The sequence below is a fragment of the Clostridium pasteurianum DSM 525 = ATCC 6013 genome, assembly GCF_000807255.1.
Classification (GTDB): domain Bacteria; phylum Bacillota; class Clostridia; order Clostridiales; family Clostridiaceae; genus Clostridium_I; species Clostridium_I pasteurianum.
The window spans coordinates 1,524,709-1,541,257 of sequence record NZ_CP009268.1; the positions used below are offsets into that span (position 1 = coordinate 1,524,709).

12 protein-coding genes are annotated in these 16,549 nt (G+C 31.2%); all 12 read left to right on the forward strand.

All coding sequences use genetic code 11. From position 1 onward, the window contains the following. Positions 1-282 precede the first annotated feature (282 nt). The 12 genes from nifH (CLPA_RS06935) (at position 283) to CLPA_RS06990 (ending at position 16,547) form a co-directional block, all read left to right on the forward strand. The gene (gene nifH / locus CLPA_RS06935; RefSeq protein WP_003447878.1) at positions 283-1,101 is read left to right on the forward strand and encodes a nitrogenase iron protein; all 819 of its coding nucleotides are present in this window, start codon (positions 283-285) and stop codon (positions 1,099-1,101) included. Positions 1,102-1,510: 409 nt separating this feature from the next. After that, positions 1,511-2,332 (forward strand): nitrogenase iron protein, encoded by an 822-nt coding sequence (nifH, locus tag CLPA_RS06940; RefSeq protein ID WP_003447877.1) that lies wholly within the window; start codon positions 1,511-1,513, stop codon positions 2,330-2,332. 41 nt (positions 2,333-2,373) lie between these two features. After that, positions 2,374-3,978 (forward strand): nitrogenase molybdenum-iron protein alpha chain, encoded by a 1,605-nt coding sequence (gene nifD, locus CLPA_RS06945; protein WP_003447876.1) that lies wholly within the window; start codon positions 2,374-2,376, stop codon positions 3,976-3,978. Next, the gene (nifK, locus tag CLPA_RS06950) at positions 3,978-5,354 is read left to right on the forward strand and encodes a nitrogenase molybdenum-iron protein subunit beta (RefSeq protein ID WP_003447875.1); all 1,377 of its coding nucleotides are present in this window, start codon (positions 3,978-3,980) and stop codon (positions 5,352-5,354) included. Before nifD ends, nifK begins: the two co-directional genes overlap by 1 nt. Before the next feature lie 191 nt (positions 5,355-5,545). Next, a complete protein-coding gene (gene nifE / locus CLPA_RS06955) occupies positions 5,546-7,003 on the forward strand; it encodes a nitrogenase iron-molybdenum cofactor biosynthesis protein NifE (protein WP_003447866.1) in 1,458 nt (485 codons plus the stop codon). Between the two features lie 22 nt (positions 7,004-7,025). Next, positions 7,026-9,815 carry a nitrogenase cofactor biosynthesis protein NifB gene (nifB, locus tag CLPA_RS06960; RefSeq protein WP_003447864.1) on the forward strand — a complete coding sequence of 930 codons (2,790 nt, stop codon included), beginning with the start codon at positions 7,026-7,028 and terminating at the stop codon, positions 9,813-9,815. After that, on the forward strand, positions 9,796-10,638 hold the full coding sequence (modA, locus tag CLPA_RS06965) for a molybdate ABC transporter substrate-binding protein (protein WP_003447862.1): 843 nt from the start codon (positions 9,796-9,798) through the stop codon (positions 10,636-10,638). The genes nifB and modA overlap by 20 nt, the downstream gene beginning before the upstream one ends. A 330-nt stretch (positions 10,639-10,968) precedes the next feature. Further along, complete coding sequence (locus CLPA_RS06970) at positions 10,969-11,829, forward strand: ABC transporter permease (protein ID WP_003447860.1); 861 nt, start codon at positions 10,969-10,971, stop codon at positions 11,827-11,829. 17 nt (positions 11,830-11,846) lie between these two features. Next, positions 11,847-12,905 carry a homocitrate synthase/isopropylmalate synthase family protein gene (locus CLPA_RS06975; protein ID WP_003447857.1) on the forward strand — a complete coding sequence of 353 codons (1,059 nt, stop codon included), beginning with the start codon at positions 11,847-11,849 and terminating at the stop codon, positions 12,903-12,905. A 9-nt stretch (positions 12,906-12,914) separates the two neighbouring features. Then, on the forward strand, positions 12,915-13,724 hold the full coding sequence (locus CLPA_RS06980; RefSeq protein ID WP_003447856.1) for a homocitrate synthase subunit alpha: 810 nt from the start codon (positions 12,915-12,917) through the stop codon (positions 13,722-13,724). 107 nt (positions 13,725-13,831) lie between these two features. Further along, positions 13,832-15,109, forward strand: a complete 1,278-nt coding sequence (gene larA / locus CLPA_RS06985; protein ID WP_087946553.1) for a nickel-dependent lactate racemase — start codon at positions 13,832-13,834, stop codon at positions 15,107-15,109. A gap of 985 nt (positions 15,110-16,094) precedes the next feature. Further along, entirely contained in the window at positions 16,095-16,547 is a 453-nt protein-coding gene (locus tag CLPA_RS06990) for a methylglyoxal synthase (RefSeq protein WP_003447852.1), read from the forward strand. Positions 16,548-16,549: the final 2 nt, after the last annotated feature.

Consider the following 16,549-nt stretch of genomic DNA (forward strand, 5'->3'; position numbering starts at 1 on the left):
ATACAATATTTCAGCTTTGTAAGACTTTACGATTATAAACATTATATCATATAGAACTGAATAATCTATAAAAAATTAATGGTGTATCATAAATGGAGAAAATTTGATATATTGATATGTTATATAAATAAAAATTAATAATTTAATAGTAAATATGGTATATTTGTTGACAAGTACTAAATTAAGGAATATAATGAAAAACGAAGTATAAAGCATAGAGATGTGGAAAATAATCATTCCATGTTAGACATCAAAGGGACGTAATTTAAGGAGGAATATTAAATGAGACAGTTGGCTATTTACGGAAAAGGTGGAATAGGAAAATCAACTACAACACAAAACCTTACAGCAGGTTTAGTTGAAAGAGGAAATAAAATAATGGTAGTTGGTTGTGATCCTAAGGCAGATTCAACAAGATTATTGTTAGGAGGACTTGCTCAAAAGACAGTTCTTGATACCTTGAGAGAAGAGGGAGAAGACGTTGAATTAGATTCGATATTAAAAACTGGATATGCTGGAATCAGATGCGTCGAATCCGGTGGCCCAGAACCAGGAGTAGGGTGTGCAGGAAGAGGAATAATCACTTCAATAAATATGCTTGAACAACTTGGAGCTTATACAGACGATTTGGATTTTGTATTCTACGATGTACTTGGAGACGTTGTTTGTGGTGGATTTGCAATGCCAATCAGAGAAGGAAAAGCTCAGGAAATATATATAGTAGCAAGTGGAGAAATGATGGCACTATATGCTGCTAATAACATATCAAAAGGTATCCAAAAATATGCTAAGAGCGGTGGAGTTAGACTTGGTGGTATCATCTGTAACAGTAGAAAAGTTGCAAATGAATATGAATTACTTGATGCTTTCGCAAAAGAATTAGGAAGTCAATTAATACACTTCGTACCAAGAAGTCCATCAGTAACAAAGGCTGAAATAAATAAGAAAACAGTTATAGAATATGATCCTACTTGTGAACAAGCTAATGAGTACAGAGAACTAGCTAGAAAAGTAGAGGAAAATGACATGTTCGTTATACCAAAGCCAATGACTCAAGAAAGATTAGAACAAATATTAATGGAACATGGTCTTATTGATTAAGATAGTATTAAATGTAAAACTATAATTTTAAAAATAAATAATTTGGAAACTTTTATACATGAAATTTTACTATAGAATAAAGGATAGCTTAAAAGTTATCCTTTATTCTATTTAATTTTTAAATATAAGCTATATATGAATTTATTAATAAATACTTTGTGATTTTTTATAATTAATATTAATACATTGCTAAATTATCAATATATTAATGCCTGTATCCATAAATACTTTGATAAAATTTATCTGAAATATCGTTTTCATTAAGCTTTTGATAAAAAATACAAAAAAACTTTATGAAATTATCAAATTTTCTATTGTATTAATTAAATTATTGTGATATATTTTCATTAAGCTAAAAAAACAACATAGCAAAACGTAAATTACTTTTAATTTTTAGGAGGAATGTTTAATGAGACAGGTAGCTATTTATGGAAAAGGTGGAATAGGAAAATCAACTACAACACAAAACTTAACATCAGGTCTTCATGCAATGGGTAAGACTATAATGGTAGTAGGTTGTGATCCTAAGGCAGATTCAACAAGATTATTACTTGGAGGTCTTGCACAGAAATCAGTTCTTGATACATTAAGAGAAGAAGGAGAAGACGTTGAATTAGATTCCATATTAAAAGAAGGATATGGCGGAATTAGATGTGTTGAATCCGGTGGTCCAGAACCAGGAGTAGGATGTGCAGGAAGAGGAATAATCACTTCAATAAACATGCTTGAACAATTAGGAGCTTATACAGACGATTTAGACTATGTATTCTACGATGTACTTGGAGACGTTGTTTGTGGTGGATTCGCAATGCCAATCAGAGAAGGAAAAGCTCAGGAAATATATATAGTAGCAAGTGGAGAAATGATGGCACTATATGCTGCTAATAACATATCAAAAGGTATCCAAAAATATGCTAAGAGCGGTGGAGTTAGACTTGGTGGTATCATCTGTAACAGTAGAAAAGTTGCAAATGAATATGAATTACTTGATGCTTTTGCTAAAGAACTAGGAAGTCAATTAATACATTTCGTACCAAGAAGCCCAATGGTTACAAAAGCAGAAATCAATAAGCAAACTGTTATTGAATATGATCCTACTTGTGAACAGGCTGAAGAATACAGAGAATTAGCTAGAAAAGTAGATGCAAATGAATTATTCGTTATACCAAAGCCAATGACTCAAGAAAGACTTGAAGAAATATTAATGCAATATGGTTTAATGGATCTATAAGATTTAATAAAAGTATTTAATTTTGATGAGGGGTGAATTTCGTGAGCGAAAATTTAAAAGACGAGATTTTAGAAAAATATATACCTAAAACTAAAAAGACTAGAAGTGGTCATATAGTTATAAAAACTGAAGAAACACCAAATCCTGAAATAGTTGCTAACACAAGAACAGTGCCAGGAATAATCACAGCTAGAGGTTGTGCTTATGCAGGATGTAAAGGTGTTGTTATGGGACCAATAAAGGATATGGTTCACATCACACACGGACCTATAGGATGTTCATTCTATACATGGGGTGGAAGAAGATTTAAGTCTAAACCAGAAAACGGTACTGGATTAAATTTTAATGAATATGTATTCTCTACTGATATGCAGGAAAGTGACATAGTTTTTGGTGGAGTTAATAAATTAAAAGATGCTATACATGAAGCATATGAAATGTTCCATCCAGCAGCTATAGGTGTTTATGCAACATGTCCAGTTGGTCTTATCGGTGATGATATACTAGCAGTTGCTGCAACAGCAAGCAAAGAAATTGGAATTCCAGTTCATGCTTTTAGCTGTGAAGGTTATAAAGGTGTATCTCAATCTGCAGGTCACCATATAGCAAACAACACTGTTATGACTGATATCATAGGAAAAGGTAACAAGGAACAAAAGAAATATTCAATAAATGTCCTAGGAGAGTACAACATTGGTGGAGATGCTTGGGAAATGGATAGAGTACTTGAAAAAATAGGTTACCATGTAAATGCAACTTTAACTGGTGATGCTACTTATGAAAAAGTACAAAATGCTGACAAAGCAGACTTAAACCTAGTTCAATGTCACAGATCTATCAATTATATTGCTGAAATGATGGAAACTAAATATGGTATTCCATGGATTAAATGTAACTTCATAGGTGTTGATGGAATAGTTGAAACACTTAGAGATATGGCTAAATGTTTTGATGATCCAGAACTTACTAAGAGAACTGAAGAAGTTATAGCAGAAGAAATAGCTGCGATTCAAGATGATTTAGACTATTTCAAAGAAAAACTTCAAGGAAAAACTGCTTGTCTATATGTTGGAGGATCAAGATCTCACACATACATGAACATGCTTAAGAGCTTTGGTGTAGACAGTTTAGTAGCTGGATTCGAATTTGCTCACCGTGACGATTATGAAGGAAGAGAAGTTATACCAACTATCAAAATTGATGCGGACAGCAAAAACATTCCTGAAATAACTGTTACTCCGGATGAACAGAAATACCGTGTTGTAATTCCAGAAGATAAAGTAGAAGAACTTAAAAAAGCAGGCGTTCCATTATCTTCTTATGGTGGAATGATGAAAGAAATGCATGATGGTACTATATTGATTGATGATATGAATCACCATGACATGGAAGTAGTACTAGAAAAGTTAAAACCAGATATGTTCTTTGCTGGAATAAAAGAAAAATTCGTTATCCAAAAAGGCGGAGTATTGTCAAAACAACTTCATTCATATGACTATAATGGACCATATGCAGGTTTCAGAGGTGTAGTTAACTTTGGTCATGAACTTGTTAATGGTATCTATACACCAGCATGGAAGATGATAACACCACCTTGGAAAAAAGCTTCATCAGAAAGTAAAGTAGTTGTAGGAGGGGAAGCGTAATGTTAGATGCAACACCAAAAGAAATAGTAGAAAGAAAAGCTTTAAGAATTAACCCAGCTAAAACTTGTCAACCAGTAGGAGCTATGTATGCTGCATTAGGTATTCATAACTGTCTCCCTCATAGTCATGGTTCACAAGGTTGTTGTTCTTACCACAGAACAGTACTTTCAAGACACTTCAAAGAGCCAGCAATGGCTTCAACAAGTTCCTTTACTGAAGGTGCCAGCGTATTCGGTGGTGGTTCTAACATAAAGACAGCTGTTAAAAATATATTTTCATTATACAATCCTGATATAATAGCTGTTCACACAACTTGTTTATCAGAAACATTAGGTGATGATTTGCCTACTTATATCAGCCAAATGGAAGATGCAGGCAGCATACCAGAAGGTAAATTAGTTATCCATACAAATACACCAAGTTATGTTGGTTCACATGTTACTGGATTTGCTAATATGGTACAGGGTATTGTCAACTATTTATCTGAAAATACAGGTGCAAAAAATGGAAAAATAAATGTAATCCCTGGATTTGTTGGTCCAGCTGATATGAGAGAAATAAAGAGATTATTTGAAGCTATGGATATTCCTTATATAATGTTCCCTGATACTAGTGGGGTTTTAGATGGTCCTACTACAGGCGAATACAAAATGTATCCAGAAGGTGGAACAAAGATTGAAGATTTAAAGGACACAGGAAATTCAGATCTTACTCTTTCTCTTGGAAGTTATGCTTCTGATCTAGGTGCAAAAACTTTAGAAAAGAAATGCAAAGTTCCATTTAAAACATTAAGAACTCCTATCGGTGTTTCAGCTACAGATGAATTCATAATGGCTTTATCTGAAGCAACTGGTAAAGAAGTACCTGCTTCAATTGAAGAAGAAAGAGGTCAATTAATTGACTTGATGATAGATGCACAGCAGTATCTTCAAGGTAAAAAAGTTGCATTACTTGGAGATCCTGATGAAATTATTGCTCTAAGCAAATTCATAATAGAATTAGGTGCTATACCAAAGTATGTGGTTACTGGTACTCCTGGTATGAAATTCCAAAAAGAAATCGATGCTATGCTTGCAGAAGCTGGTATAGAAGGAAGCAAAGTTAAAGTTGAAGGCGATTTCTTCGATGTACACCAATGGATAAAAAATGAAGGTGTTGATTTATTAATATCAAACACTTATGGAAAATTCATTGCAAGAGAAGAAAACATTCCTTTTGTTAGATTCGGATTCCCTATAATGGACAGATATGGACATTACTATAATCCAAAGGTTGGATACAAAGGTGCAATACGTCTAGTTGAAGAAATAACTAATGTTATCCTTGACAAGATTGAAAGAGAATGTACAGAAGAAGATTTTGAAGTAGTAAGATAATTTATCTTATAGTTATATATAAGTATTTTGGTGTCAATTCTATATAGTCATTCTATATGGAATTGACAATATTATATATTGATAAATGCCCCATGGATTCAGGATGATACTATAGTTATCCTGAATCAAATTTTAATATAGGTGATTTTATAGGGTAATGTTATAAATTAAGATTTTGGAGGTACAGTATTATGGAGAATAGGAAAAAAGAATTTTGTTATGATGATTCTATTATTGATGAGTGTTTAGAGTTAGTAGATAAAAAAGAGGAAAAAGAAAATATTGATTATAAACCTGTAGTCCAAAAGAAAAATTTAAAGGTAATAGAACAAAGAGAAGAATCCATTTATTATAACAAAAAAAGTGAAGACGGTGGATGTGGTGGGGATTTCAAGTGTGATACAGCCAGTGTATCTGGATCCGTAAGCCAAAGAGCCTGTGTTTATTGTGGAGCTAGAGTTGTTCTTAATCCAATAACAGATGCCTATCATTTAGTTCATGGACCTATTGGATGTGCTAGTTATACTTGGGACATAAGAGGAAGTCTCAGCAGTGGTGAAGAGATATATAGAAATAGTTTTTCTACAGATTTAAGAGAAAAAGATGTTATATTTGGTGGAGAAAAGAAGTTATCAGCAGCTATTGATGAAATAGTAGCAGAGAAACACCCTAAAGTAATTTTTGTTTACTCAACTTGTATAGTAGGAGTTATAGGTGATGATACTGATGCTGTATGTAAAGCGGCAGAAGAGAAATATGGTATAAGAGTTATACCGGTTAAATCTCCTGGATTTGCAGGAAGCAAGTCTACTGGATATAAAGCAGCTTGTGATGCATTAATGAAGCTTATGGGAGATAAGACTACTGATGAAAAAATTGATGGAATAAATTTCTTAGGCGATTTTAATTTAGCAGGAGAAATATGGATTGTAACTAATTATTTGAAAAAGTTTGGTATAGATGTGGTAGCTAAATTAACTGGAGATAGCAGTTATGATGAAATAATGAATGCGCCAAAAGCTAAGCTTAATATAGTTCAATGTGCTGGATCTATGATGTATCTGGCAAAGATGATGGAAAAGAAATTTGGAATACCTTATATCAAGGTAAGTTTTTATGGAGTTGAAGATACAAAGAATTCATTACTTAAAATTGCAGATATTTTAGGAAATGAAGAGAAAGTTAAGAAAGCAAAACAGTTCGTTTTAGAGGAAGAAAGTAAAATAGAAAATGAACTGGATTATTATAGAGATAGATTAAAAGGCAAAAAAGCTGCTATATTTGTTGGTGGTGCCTTTAAGGCAATATCACTTATAAAGCAATTTAGAAATTTAGGAATGGAAACAGTAATGGTAGGAACTCAAACTGGTAAAAAAGATGATTATGAAATTATAGAGAGTATTACTACTGAAGGAACAGTAATATTAGATGATGCAAATCCTTATGAACTAGAAAAGTTTATTTTGGAACAGGGAGCAGATATACTGGTAGGTGGTGTAAAGGAAAGACCCTTAGCTTATAAATTGGGTATAGCTTTCTGTGACCATAACCATGAGAGAAAACATGCATTAAGTGGTTATGTAGGTTCTTTGAATTTTGCTAAAGAAATTGACTTGACAATAAACAGTCCAGTATGGGATTATGTTTAGAATATAAGTGGAGGTGAATATATTGAATAGTCGAAATTTTGTGAATTTAAATGTTAACCCATGTAAGATGTGTATGCCTATGGGTGGCGTTATGGCATTCAAAGGTATAGAAGGGAATATGGTAATTTTACATGGATCTCAGGGGTGTAGCACATATATTAGAAGACATATGGCAACTCATTATAATGAGCCTATTGATATAGCATCATCTTCACTGACTGAAAATGGTACTGTATATGGTGGAACTAAAAACTTGAAATTAGGTTTAAAGAATATGATTGAAATGTACAATCCTAAAACTATAGGAATAATGACAACTTGTCTTGCTGAAACTATAGGTGAAGATATACAGAGAATTTTACATGAGTTTAGAGAAGAAGAAAAAGGCAACGAAGTTTATGAAAATATAAAAATAATGACCACATCAACTCCTGGATATGGTGGTACTCAGGCAGAAGGATATTTTAGAGCTTTAAGAAGTATTGTAGAACAGATTTGTAAAAAACCAGAAAATGATGTGAAATTAAATAAAATAAATATTATTTGTGCCAATTTAAATCCTGGAGATGTAAGAAATATAAAAGAAATATTAGAAACTTTTGGGGTAGAATATACTATTTTACCGGATGTATCCAATACTTTGGATTCATCTCATAATGATCAATATACAAGACTACCAGCAGGTGGTACTAAAATAGAAGATATTGAAAAGATGGGAAGTGCATTAGCTACTATAGAAATGGGCATGACAGTTCCATATGATTATTCTCCTGGAACATATTTAAAAGAAGAATTTGGAGTGCCGCTTTATAAATGTAATATTCCTATGGGACTTAGAAGCACTGATGAATTTATGTCAATAATTTCGAAAATAACTGGCAAATCTATGCCAGATAAAATTAAGCTACAAAGAGGAAGATATTTGGATGCTATGATAGATAGCCATAAATATAATGCAGAAGCTAGAGCTGTTATTTATGGTGAACCAGAGCTTGTATTAGCTATTACTAAGACTTGTGCAGAAAATGGTGTCCTAGTAAAGCTTATAGCAACTGGGTCAAAAAATAAAGAATTAAAAGCAAAATTAGAAAAAGAACTTGCAAGGCAAGTAGAAAAACCAGTAATTTTAGATGATACTGATTTTGAAACTATAGAGTCCTATGCAAAAGATTTTAATATAAATGTAATGATTGGAAATTCAGATGGAAGAAGAATGGCTGGCAGACTTGGTGTAAAAATAGTTAGAATAGGTTTCCCGGTGCATGATAGAATTGGAGCACAGAGATTGATATTTACAGGATATAATGGATCAGCCTTTTTTATAGATTCTATTGCAAATACTATTCTTGAAGATAAAGAAGATACCTTTAGGAAAGATTCTTATGATAGGTTCTTCATTCCTAAAAAAGAAGGAGAAGATAATATGGAAATAGCAAATAAGACAAATGTAACAATTGAGGAACCCTTAGTAGAAGAAAAAGTTCTTAGTAAAAAAGAATTAAATGCAAAAAAATCTTGTACTCATCCCTGTTATGGTGATAATGCACATAAGTTTGCTAGAATGCACATACCAGTAGCACCAAGTTGTAATATAAGCTGTAACTATTGTAATAGAAAATATGATTGTACTAATGAAAGCAGACCAGGAGTTACAAGTCAAGTTCTTAGTCCGGAGGGGGCTTTAGCAAAATTTAAAGCAGTTAAGGCTAAATTTAAGAATCTAACTGTATTAGGAATAGCAGGACCTGGAGATGCATTAGCTAATTTTGATGTGGTTAAGAAATCTATAGAGCTCATAAAGAAAGAAGATCCTAATATAACTTTTTGTATATCAACTAATGGATTGATGCTTCCATTTTTCGCTAATCAGTTAATAGAGTTAGGAGTATCTCACGTTACGGTAACTATGAATTCTGTAGACAAGAAAATAGGAGCTAAGATATATAGAGAAGTTAATTATATTGGTAAAAAATATACTGGAGAAGAAGCTGCTGACATACTTATGCATAATCAGCTTTCAGGACTTAAATATCTATCTTCAAAGGGAGTTGTCTGTAAGGTAAATATTGTAATGATCAAAGGGGTAAATGATACTCATATTCCTGAAGTAGTTAAAAAGGCTAAAGAATGTGGAGCATTTATGACTAATATAATGAAATTAATACCAGTGGAAGGAACTGCTTTTGAAAATATGCCGGAAACTACTACTAAAGAGCTGAACGATATGAGAAAAGCTTGTGAAATAGATATGAAGCAGATGTATCATTGTAAACAGTGCAGAGCTGATGCTATAGGTACTCTTGGAAATGATTGCTCAGCAGATTTTTCAGATATAGCTCCAGCAGGAGATTGTAAATCAGGATGCAGCAGTTCAATAGTTGATGCATATCAAGATAAAGTTGAAGTTCCAGAGGAAAATTCAACTAGAATGTCAAAATATAGATTTGCTATAGCTTCTAAATCAGGTGTAGATATAGATCAGCATTTTGGTCAAGCTAAAGAATTTCAAATTTATGCTTATGAAGGTGGAGATATTAAATTTTTAGAGAGCAGAGATGTGGATCAGTATTGTACTGGAACTGATGATTGCGGAGAACATGAGAATAAGATTATGAAAATAGTAAAAACTATTCATGACTGTGATGCAGTGCTTGCCTTAAGAGCAGGAATAGAACCCGTTAAGACTTTAGAATCAGAAGGAATAAAACTTATCCAAATGTATGATTCTATTAATAGAGGAATAAAGCGTGCTGTAGAAGAAATGGCAGCTCAAGGAGGAGAAGAAGTTAAGGATGGAAAAATCACTATTTAAAAAATTCAAGGTCATAGTATTAGTTGTTAGTATTTTGATGATTTCAGTATTTAGTGCAGCTTGTGGCAGTAATGCTAGTAAGAATGACACAAATAATAATACTGCAACCAAACAGGAACCAGCTAAAAAGCTTACAGTATTTGCAGCAGCCAGCTTAAAAGAAAGCTATACTGAAATAGGTAAGCAGATCAAGAATGACAAAAATATCGATGTAGAATTTAATTTTGCAGGCAGTCAGCAGCTAGTGGCTTCTATCAATCAAGGGGTTTCTGCAGATGTATTTGCATCAGCTGATACAAAAAATATGAAAACTCTATCAGATGCTAAAAAGGTTGATAAAGATGTTATTTTTGCGCAGAATCAGATAGTTATAGTAAAAAATAAAGATAGTAAAGCAACTATAAATTCTTTAAAAGATCTTGGTCAAGATGGTCTAAAACTTGTGGTTGGAGATAAATCTCTTCCAGCAGGAAACTACTTTTACAAGGCTTTAGATGCTGCTAAAGCTGATAACACAATAGATCAGGCTACTTATGATAAAATAATAAAAAACATTAAGAGTCAGGAATTGAATGTAAAAGATGTCGTAAGTAAAGTAAATCTTGGAGATGCAGATGCAGGTGTTGTTTACAAGACAGATGCAAATAATCAGGAAAAATTACAAGTTATAACTGACGAAGAGTTTTCAAAATTACAAGTGGATTATCCTATAGCTGTAGTAAGTGACTCAAAAAATAAGGATACAGCTCAGCAGTTTGTTGATTATGTTACTACTGGTAAAGGAAAAGATATCTTAAAGCAATATGGCTTTTCAGTAAAATAGTTTAGTACATCTGAAATCTGTAATTAAGGAGATAATAAGTCAAAGTTTAATATATTTGATTTGTTATTTCCTTAATTTTTTATAAATAACTGCTATAGTATAACTGTATAAAATATGGTATAATGTCGTAGTTGATAATAATTATATTTTTTTATATATCATTCTGTGCCTATAATAATGTATGAACTAATATTTATTGATACAATAAATTATAAAATTATATAAGAATATATAGAATATTATATTGTTTTATATAAGTTATAGTATTTTATATTAAACAACTTAATTCTAAATATTTTTTTATGTATTTAACAGGAGGTAATATAATACATGGAAAATAATAAAAAAATATTAGAGAGTTCAAAAAAACTTTCTTCCTATGGAGATGGAGAGAGCAGGTTTTCTTTTCTTGAAAAAATATTAGCTCCTTTATTTTTAGCTCTAACGGCTATATATTTTGTAATGCTTATATTTCCAATAATTTCAATGATTCGGTATTCAGGTGGTTCTCACATTATTCAAACCCTTTATGATCAAGATAATATAAAGACTATAATTTTAAGCTTTGTAACTTCACTTATAGCACTTATATTTACTTTTATCATAGGAACTCCAACAGCTTTTTGTATCAATTTTGTTAGAAATAAAGTTTTATCTAAAATATTAGATATATTTGTAGAAATTCCTGTAGTTTTGCCTCCAGCAGTAGCTGGTATTGCTTTGCTACTAGCTTTTGGTAAAAATGGTGTAGTGGGTAATTTTTTATCTAATCATGGGATAAATGTTATATTTACCTCTACAGCTGTAATAATTGCACAATTTTTTGTATCTTCTGCTCTTTATGTAAGAGTTCTTAGAGATTCTGTTAAATCAGTACCTATTGAACTTTTTGAAGTGAGTTATGTGCTAGGGGCAGGAAAAATTGAAACAATAATTAAAATTATGATTCCAATGCTTAAAAAGTCAATCGTGTCTGGACTTATTTTGGCTTGGATAAGATCTCTTGGAGAGTTTGGAGCCACTTTGATGTTTGCAGGAAACATTATAGGAAAAACAAGAACCATACCACTTCAAATCTATACTTATATGCAGGATGATATTAAAATGGCTACTGCTTTTGCTACGATTTTGTATATAATGACTTTTGTATTGTTATTATTAGTTAGACTTAGTATTAGGGATGATGATTAGCGAGAAGGTGTTTATATATGGCTGTTGTAATGGATGGTGTCAAAAAAAATATTATAGATAGAACTATACCGAATTTGGTAAAAAAATTTCAAAATTTCAATAATGATGACATAGCATATTTCTTGAAATTATTACACGAAACAGGTATAGATCTATTTGAAATCAATAGAGATTCTATGGACAAGATAAAAAAATTTCCCTTAAATTTAGATTATATATACAGAATTGAAAATATTGAAGATTATAATTATTTAAATAATTATAATTTTAAATATATAATTTTAAACTATAAAACTATATATAGGTTTTTATTAGAAGATGAAAAAATTCAGAAAAATTTAAAAGAACATAACATAATCTTAGAAATAGATATAGAAGATTTGGATGAGTTGTATTTAAGTGAAGACAATAAAATATTTTGTATTTTCAATATAGTATGCTTAAGGATAAATAATTTAAGCAAGCTGGATTTTATTGATGAAGACTTCAGAATAAAAGATCTAAAATCTAAATTTAATGTACTTGTAGATTTCTGTGCCAGCAATAAATATTATATGGCTACAGCAATAATTATAAATGCTTTTTTAAATGGTAGTGATATTATTACCACTGAATTTAATAGCAATGATTATGCTGCTATGGAAGAAGTTATAATAGCGCTTAAGTCCATAAGAAATATTGAGATACGTGGTGATTTGAAATTGATAAGTAAACTTACTAGAATATATGAAAAAATAACCAGTGAGAGAGTATATTCAATGAAACCTATATTGGGAGAAGATATTTTTAAGTATGAATCGGGAATACATGCAGATGGTATTGCTAAAAATCCTAAGAACTATGAACCTTTTAATCCAGAACTTATAGGTACAAATAGAAAATTATATATTGGAAAACATTCTGGAAAAGCAGCTTTAGTAGTAAAATTTAAAGAGCTTAATTTAAATTGTAATAATATAGATATGAATTTATTTTTACAAGATATAAGAGAAAAGAGTATTCAAGAAAAAAGGAATGTTTTAGACAATGAGATAATAGAAATGTACAAAGAATATAATAAAAGTTATCAAAGGTGATGATATTGTATGGGTATTAATATAGTTGATACTACTTTAAGAGATGGGGAACAAAAAGCAGGTATAGCTTTAAGTGTGCAAGATAAAGTAGAAATAGCTAAAATTATAAGTGAGATGGGAGTACACCAAATAGAAGCCGGTATACCTGCCATGGGGGGTGATGAGAAGATAAGCGTATCAAAAATAGCCGCCTTAGGGCTTCCTAGTAAAATAGCCGCTTGGAACAGAATGAGTACTAAGGATATTGACACTTCTATAGAATGTGGAGTAGATATAGTTCATATATCTTCCCCGGTATCGGATCTTCAAATAAAAACTAAGTTGGAAAAAGATAGAAAATGGGTTGCGGAAAATCTAAAGAGAACAGTTATCTATGCCTTGGAAAAAGATTGTGAAGTAACTGTAGGCTTAGAAGATTCTTCAAGGGCTGATTTGAATTTTTTAATTCAGCTATGTGAAATGATTTTTGCTTTGGGAGTTAAAAGAGTAAGATATGCAGATACAGTGGGAATTATGGAACCTAAAGAACTTTATAGTCAAATAAAAAAAATAAGAGATAAGGTTCCTATAGATATAGAAATACATGTACATAATGATTTTGGAATGGCAATATCAAATTCTTTTGCTGCCTTTAAAGCAGGAGCAAAATTTGCCGATTGTACGATTACAGGTATGGGGGAAAGGGCAGGAAATTGTGATTTTTTAAAGTTTGTTAAAGTAATACAAGAACTTACTGGTGAGAAAATATATACTGGGGACTTTGAAGATATAATTGAAAAGGAAAATGAGATTAAGAAAATTTTAAGATTGAATTGGTAATTTTTATATTATTAATTCAATTTTTTTAATTATGTGATATAATTTTATTATATATGTAATCGTTATTATGGCTTTTATAAAATATATCGATTAAATTTTCGGAGGTAATAAAAATGATTAAAATTCCCTATTCAACAAAAACCCTAAAGATAAACATAGATAATAAAAACTTAAAAGGTATATTGATATCTAAAGCACACAATTATAAAGTTAATGAATCACAGGAGTATATAGTAAACAGAGCACTTGATAATCCAATAGGAAGCGAAAGACTAGAAGATTTAGTAAAGAATAAAAATAATATGGTTATTATAACTAGTGATCATACAAGGCCCGTTCCAAGTAATATAACTATGCCAATTTTACTTAATAGAATTAGAAAAGTAAATCCAAGTATAGATATAACTATACTTATTGCTACAGGATTTCATAGACCCACAACTAGAGAAGAAATGATAAATAAATTTGGAAGAGAAATAGTTGAAAAAGAAAAGATTATAAATCATGTATCTACAGATAAAAATGATTTAACCAATGTAGGTGTATTACCTTCTGGTGGACAGCTTATTTTAAATAAATTAGCTATTAATACAGAATTATTGATATCAGAAGGTTTTATTGAGCCTCATTTTTTTGCTGGTTTTTCTGGTGGCAGAAAAAGCATTTTACCCGGAATAGCATCAGCAGAAACTATAATGGCCAATCACTGTTCAGAGTTTATCAATAGTAACCAGGCCAGAACTGGAATTATAGAGGATAATCCTATTCATAGAGATATGCTCTACGCTGCTGAAAAGGCAAAATTAGCATTTATTTTAAATGTAGTTATAGACGCAGATAAGAAAATCATAAATGCTTTTGCTGGAGATAGAAGACTGGCTCATGAAGAGGGCTGTAAATTTGTTATGGAGCTTTCCAGTGTAAAAAAGATAGAGGCAGATATTGCAATCACCAGTAATGGAGGATATCCATTAGACCAAAATATATATCAAGCAGTAAAGGGAATGACTGCTGCCGAAACTACTTGCAGAAAAGGCGGAGTTATTATTATGATAGCAGCCTGCAATGATGGTCATGGTGGTAAGTCTTTTTATGATAATGTTTCTAATGCAAAAAATCCTAGAGAGCTTCTTGAAAGAATACTAAATGTACCAAGAAATAAAACTATACCAGATCAATGGGAAATTCAAATATTGGCAAGAATTTTAAATGATTATACTGTAATTATGGTTACTGATTTGTGTGATCCATCTATGATTGAAAATATGCATATGAAACATGCTAAGACTTTTGAGGAGGCTTTAAAGATGGCTTATAATATAAAGGGAGAAAAGGCTGAAGTCGTAGTTATTCCTGATGGAGTATCAGTGGTTGTCAGTGATTAAATCATAATAGTGGGAAAGGACGAAACAAACGTCAAAGTGCAAAGTTCAAAGAACAAATATCAGATTTAGAAAAGTGATAGGAGTAAAGTTACCTATTAAGTTAAGAGTTAAGAGTTGAAAGTTGAGAGTGATGGATATTTTTCTTCCGTTACACTACAGAAAAATTTAGAATTAATAAATACAAACTTAAAAAAGGAGATTGGTTTATAAAAGGTTTTTGGGCGGTTAGCCCGGTGGTTTAGCAGTGATATTACATTAATATGATGAATCTACGTTGACTGAGTATTAGCATTTAGATAGTTGTTTTTATAGTCCGAAGGACTATAGGATTAATACCTACAATTTTGTATAGTTAAAAATATTTATTTGGTGGCTACTAGACTCGATTTTTCAATCATATTAAGTATAGAAAATATCGATGTTTAGATAGTTATTTGAAAGCTAAGAGCTGTAATACTTCATTTCTAACAAGGTGAAGATAACAGCTGCAACTTCTTCATGTAATTCATCTAAACTTATATTGTATATAGCTCTTGTTAAGGGGTATTTTATTAATAACATGGTCCTACGGACAGGTCAACAGAATTAACGAATGTTTAGTTATATTTTGAAAAATTTTATTACCTAAGTTAGTTAGCACAGCCGACCTACCGGTCTAAAAACCTATATTGCCATTTAAAATGTTAAATTATTAGTTCTAAAGCTTTTTTCGCAGTACAGCGAAGAAAAAGCATCAGTAACTCTTAATTCTTAATTTTTAACTCTTAACTAATTGTGAATTTTGTTGTAAAAGACAAAATCACCTTATTTGTTTTTTGGACTTTGATATTTGAACTTTTTTAAACTCTCCACTTTCCACTATCCACTTTCAACTGAGAAAAGGATTGTTTCGTCCTTTTCTCCAAGTACTAACTACTTATTTCTTTGAAGATGCTATAATATATGATATAATTTTATAAAAAAGATTACATCGAGGGGGATTAATATGAGTATAGATAAATTAGAAAAACAAAAGAAAATTGCACTTGTTGCTCACGACAATAGAAAAGAGGCTTTAATAAGCTGGGCTGAGGAAAATAAAGATGTCTTATGTAAACATTTTCTATGTGGTACCGGTACTACTGCAAAACTTATTACTGAAAGGACTGGTTTACAGGTAAATGGTTTTAAAAGTGGCCCCATGGGAGGAGATCAGCAGATTGGAGCAAATATAGTTGAGGGTAACATAGATTTTATGATTTTTTTCTGGGATCCATTGACATCGCAACCTCATGACCCAGATGTAAAAGCTCTTCTTAGAATTTCAGTTCTATATGATATTCCGATAGCTATGAGCAAATCTACAGCAGATTTTATATTGAAATCTCCTATTATGGAAGAAGAATATGAAAGACATGTGATAGATTATTACAATAAAATAAGGAAAAACAATTTTTAGAT

Excerpts from the sequence above, each read along its gene's own strand:
- nifH (WP_003447878.1), top strand. The coding sequence starts at position 283 with ATGAGACAGTTGGCTATTTACGGAAAAGGTGGAATAGGAAAATCAACT.
- nifH (WP_003447877.1), top strand. The coding sequence starts at position 1,511 with ATGAGACAGGTAGCTATTTATGGAAAAGGTGGAATAGGAAAATCAACT.
- nifK (WP_003447875.1), top strand. The coding sequence starts at position 3,978 with ATGTTAGATGCAACACCAAAAGAAATAGTAGAAAGAAAAGCTTTAAGA.
- nifE (WP_003447866.1), top strand. The coding sequence starts at position 5,546 with ATGGAGAATAGGAAAAAAGAATTTTGTTATGATGATTCTATTATTGAT.
- modA (WP_003447862.1), top strand. The coding sequence starts at position 9,796 with ATGGAAAAATCACTATTTAAAAAATTCAAGGTCATAGTATTAGTTGTT.
- CLPA_RS06970 (WP_003447860.1), top strand. The coding sequence starts at position 10,969 with ATGGAAAATAATAAAAAAATATTAGAGAGTTCAAAAAAACTTTCTTCC.
- CLPA_RS06975 (WP_003447857.1), top strand. The coding sequence starts at position 11,847 with ATGGCTGTTGTAATGGATGGTGTCAAAAAAAATATTATAGATAGAACT.
- CLPA_RS06980 (WP_003447856.1), top strand. The coding sequence starts at position 12,915 with ATGGGTATTAATATAGTTGATACTACTTTAAGAGATGGGGAACAAAAA.
- CLPA_RS06990 (WP_003447852.1), top strand. The coding sequence starts at position 16,095 with ATGAGTATAGATAAATTAGAAAAACAAAAGAAAATTGCACTTGTTGCT.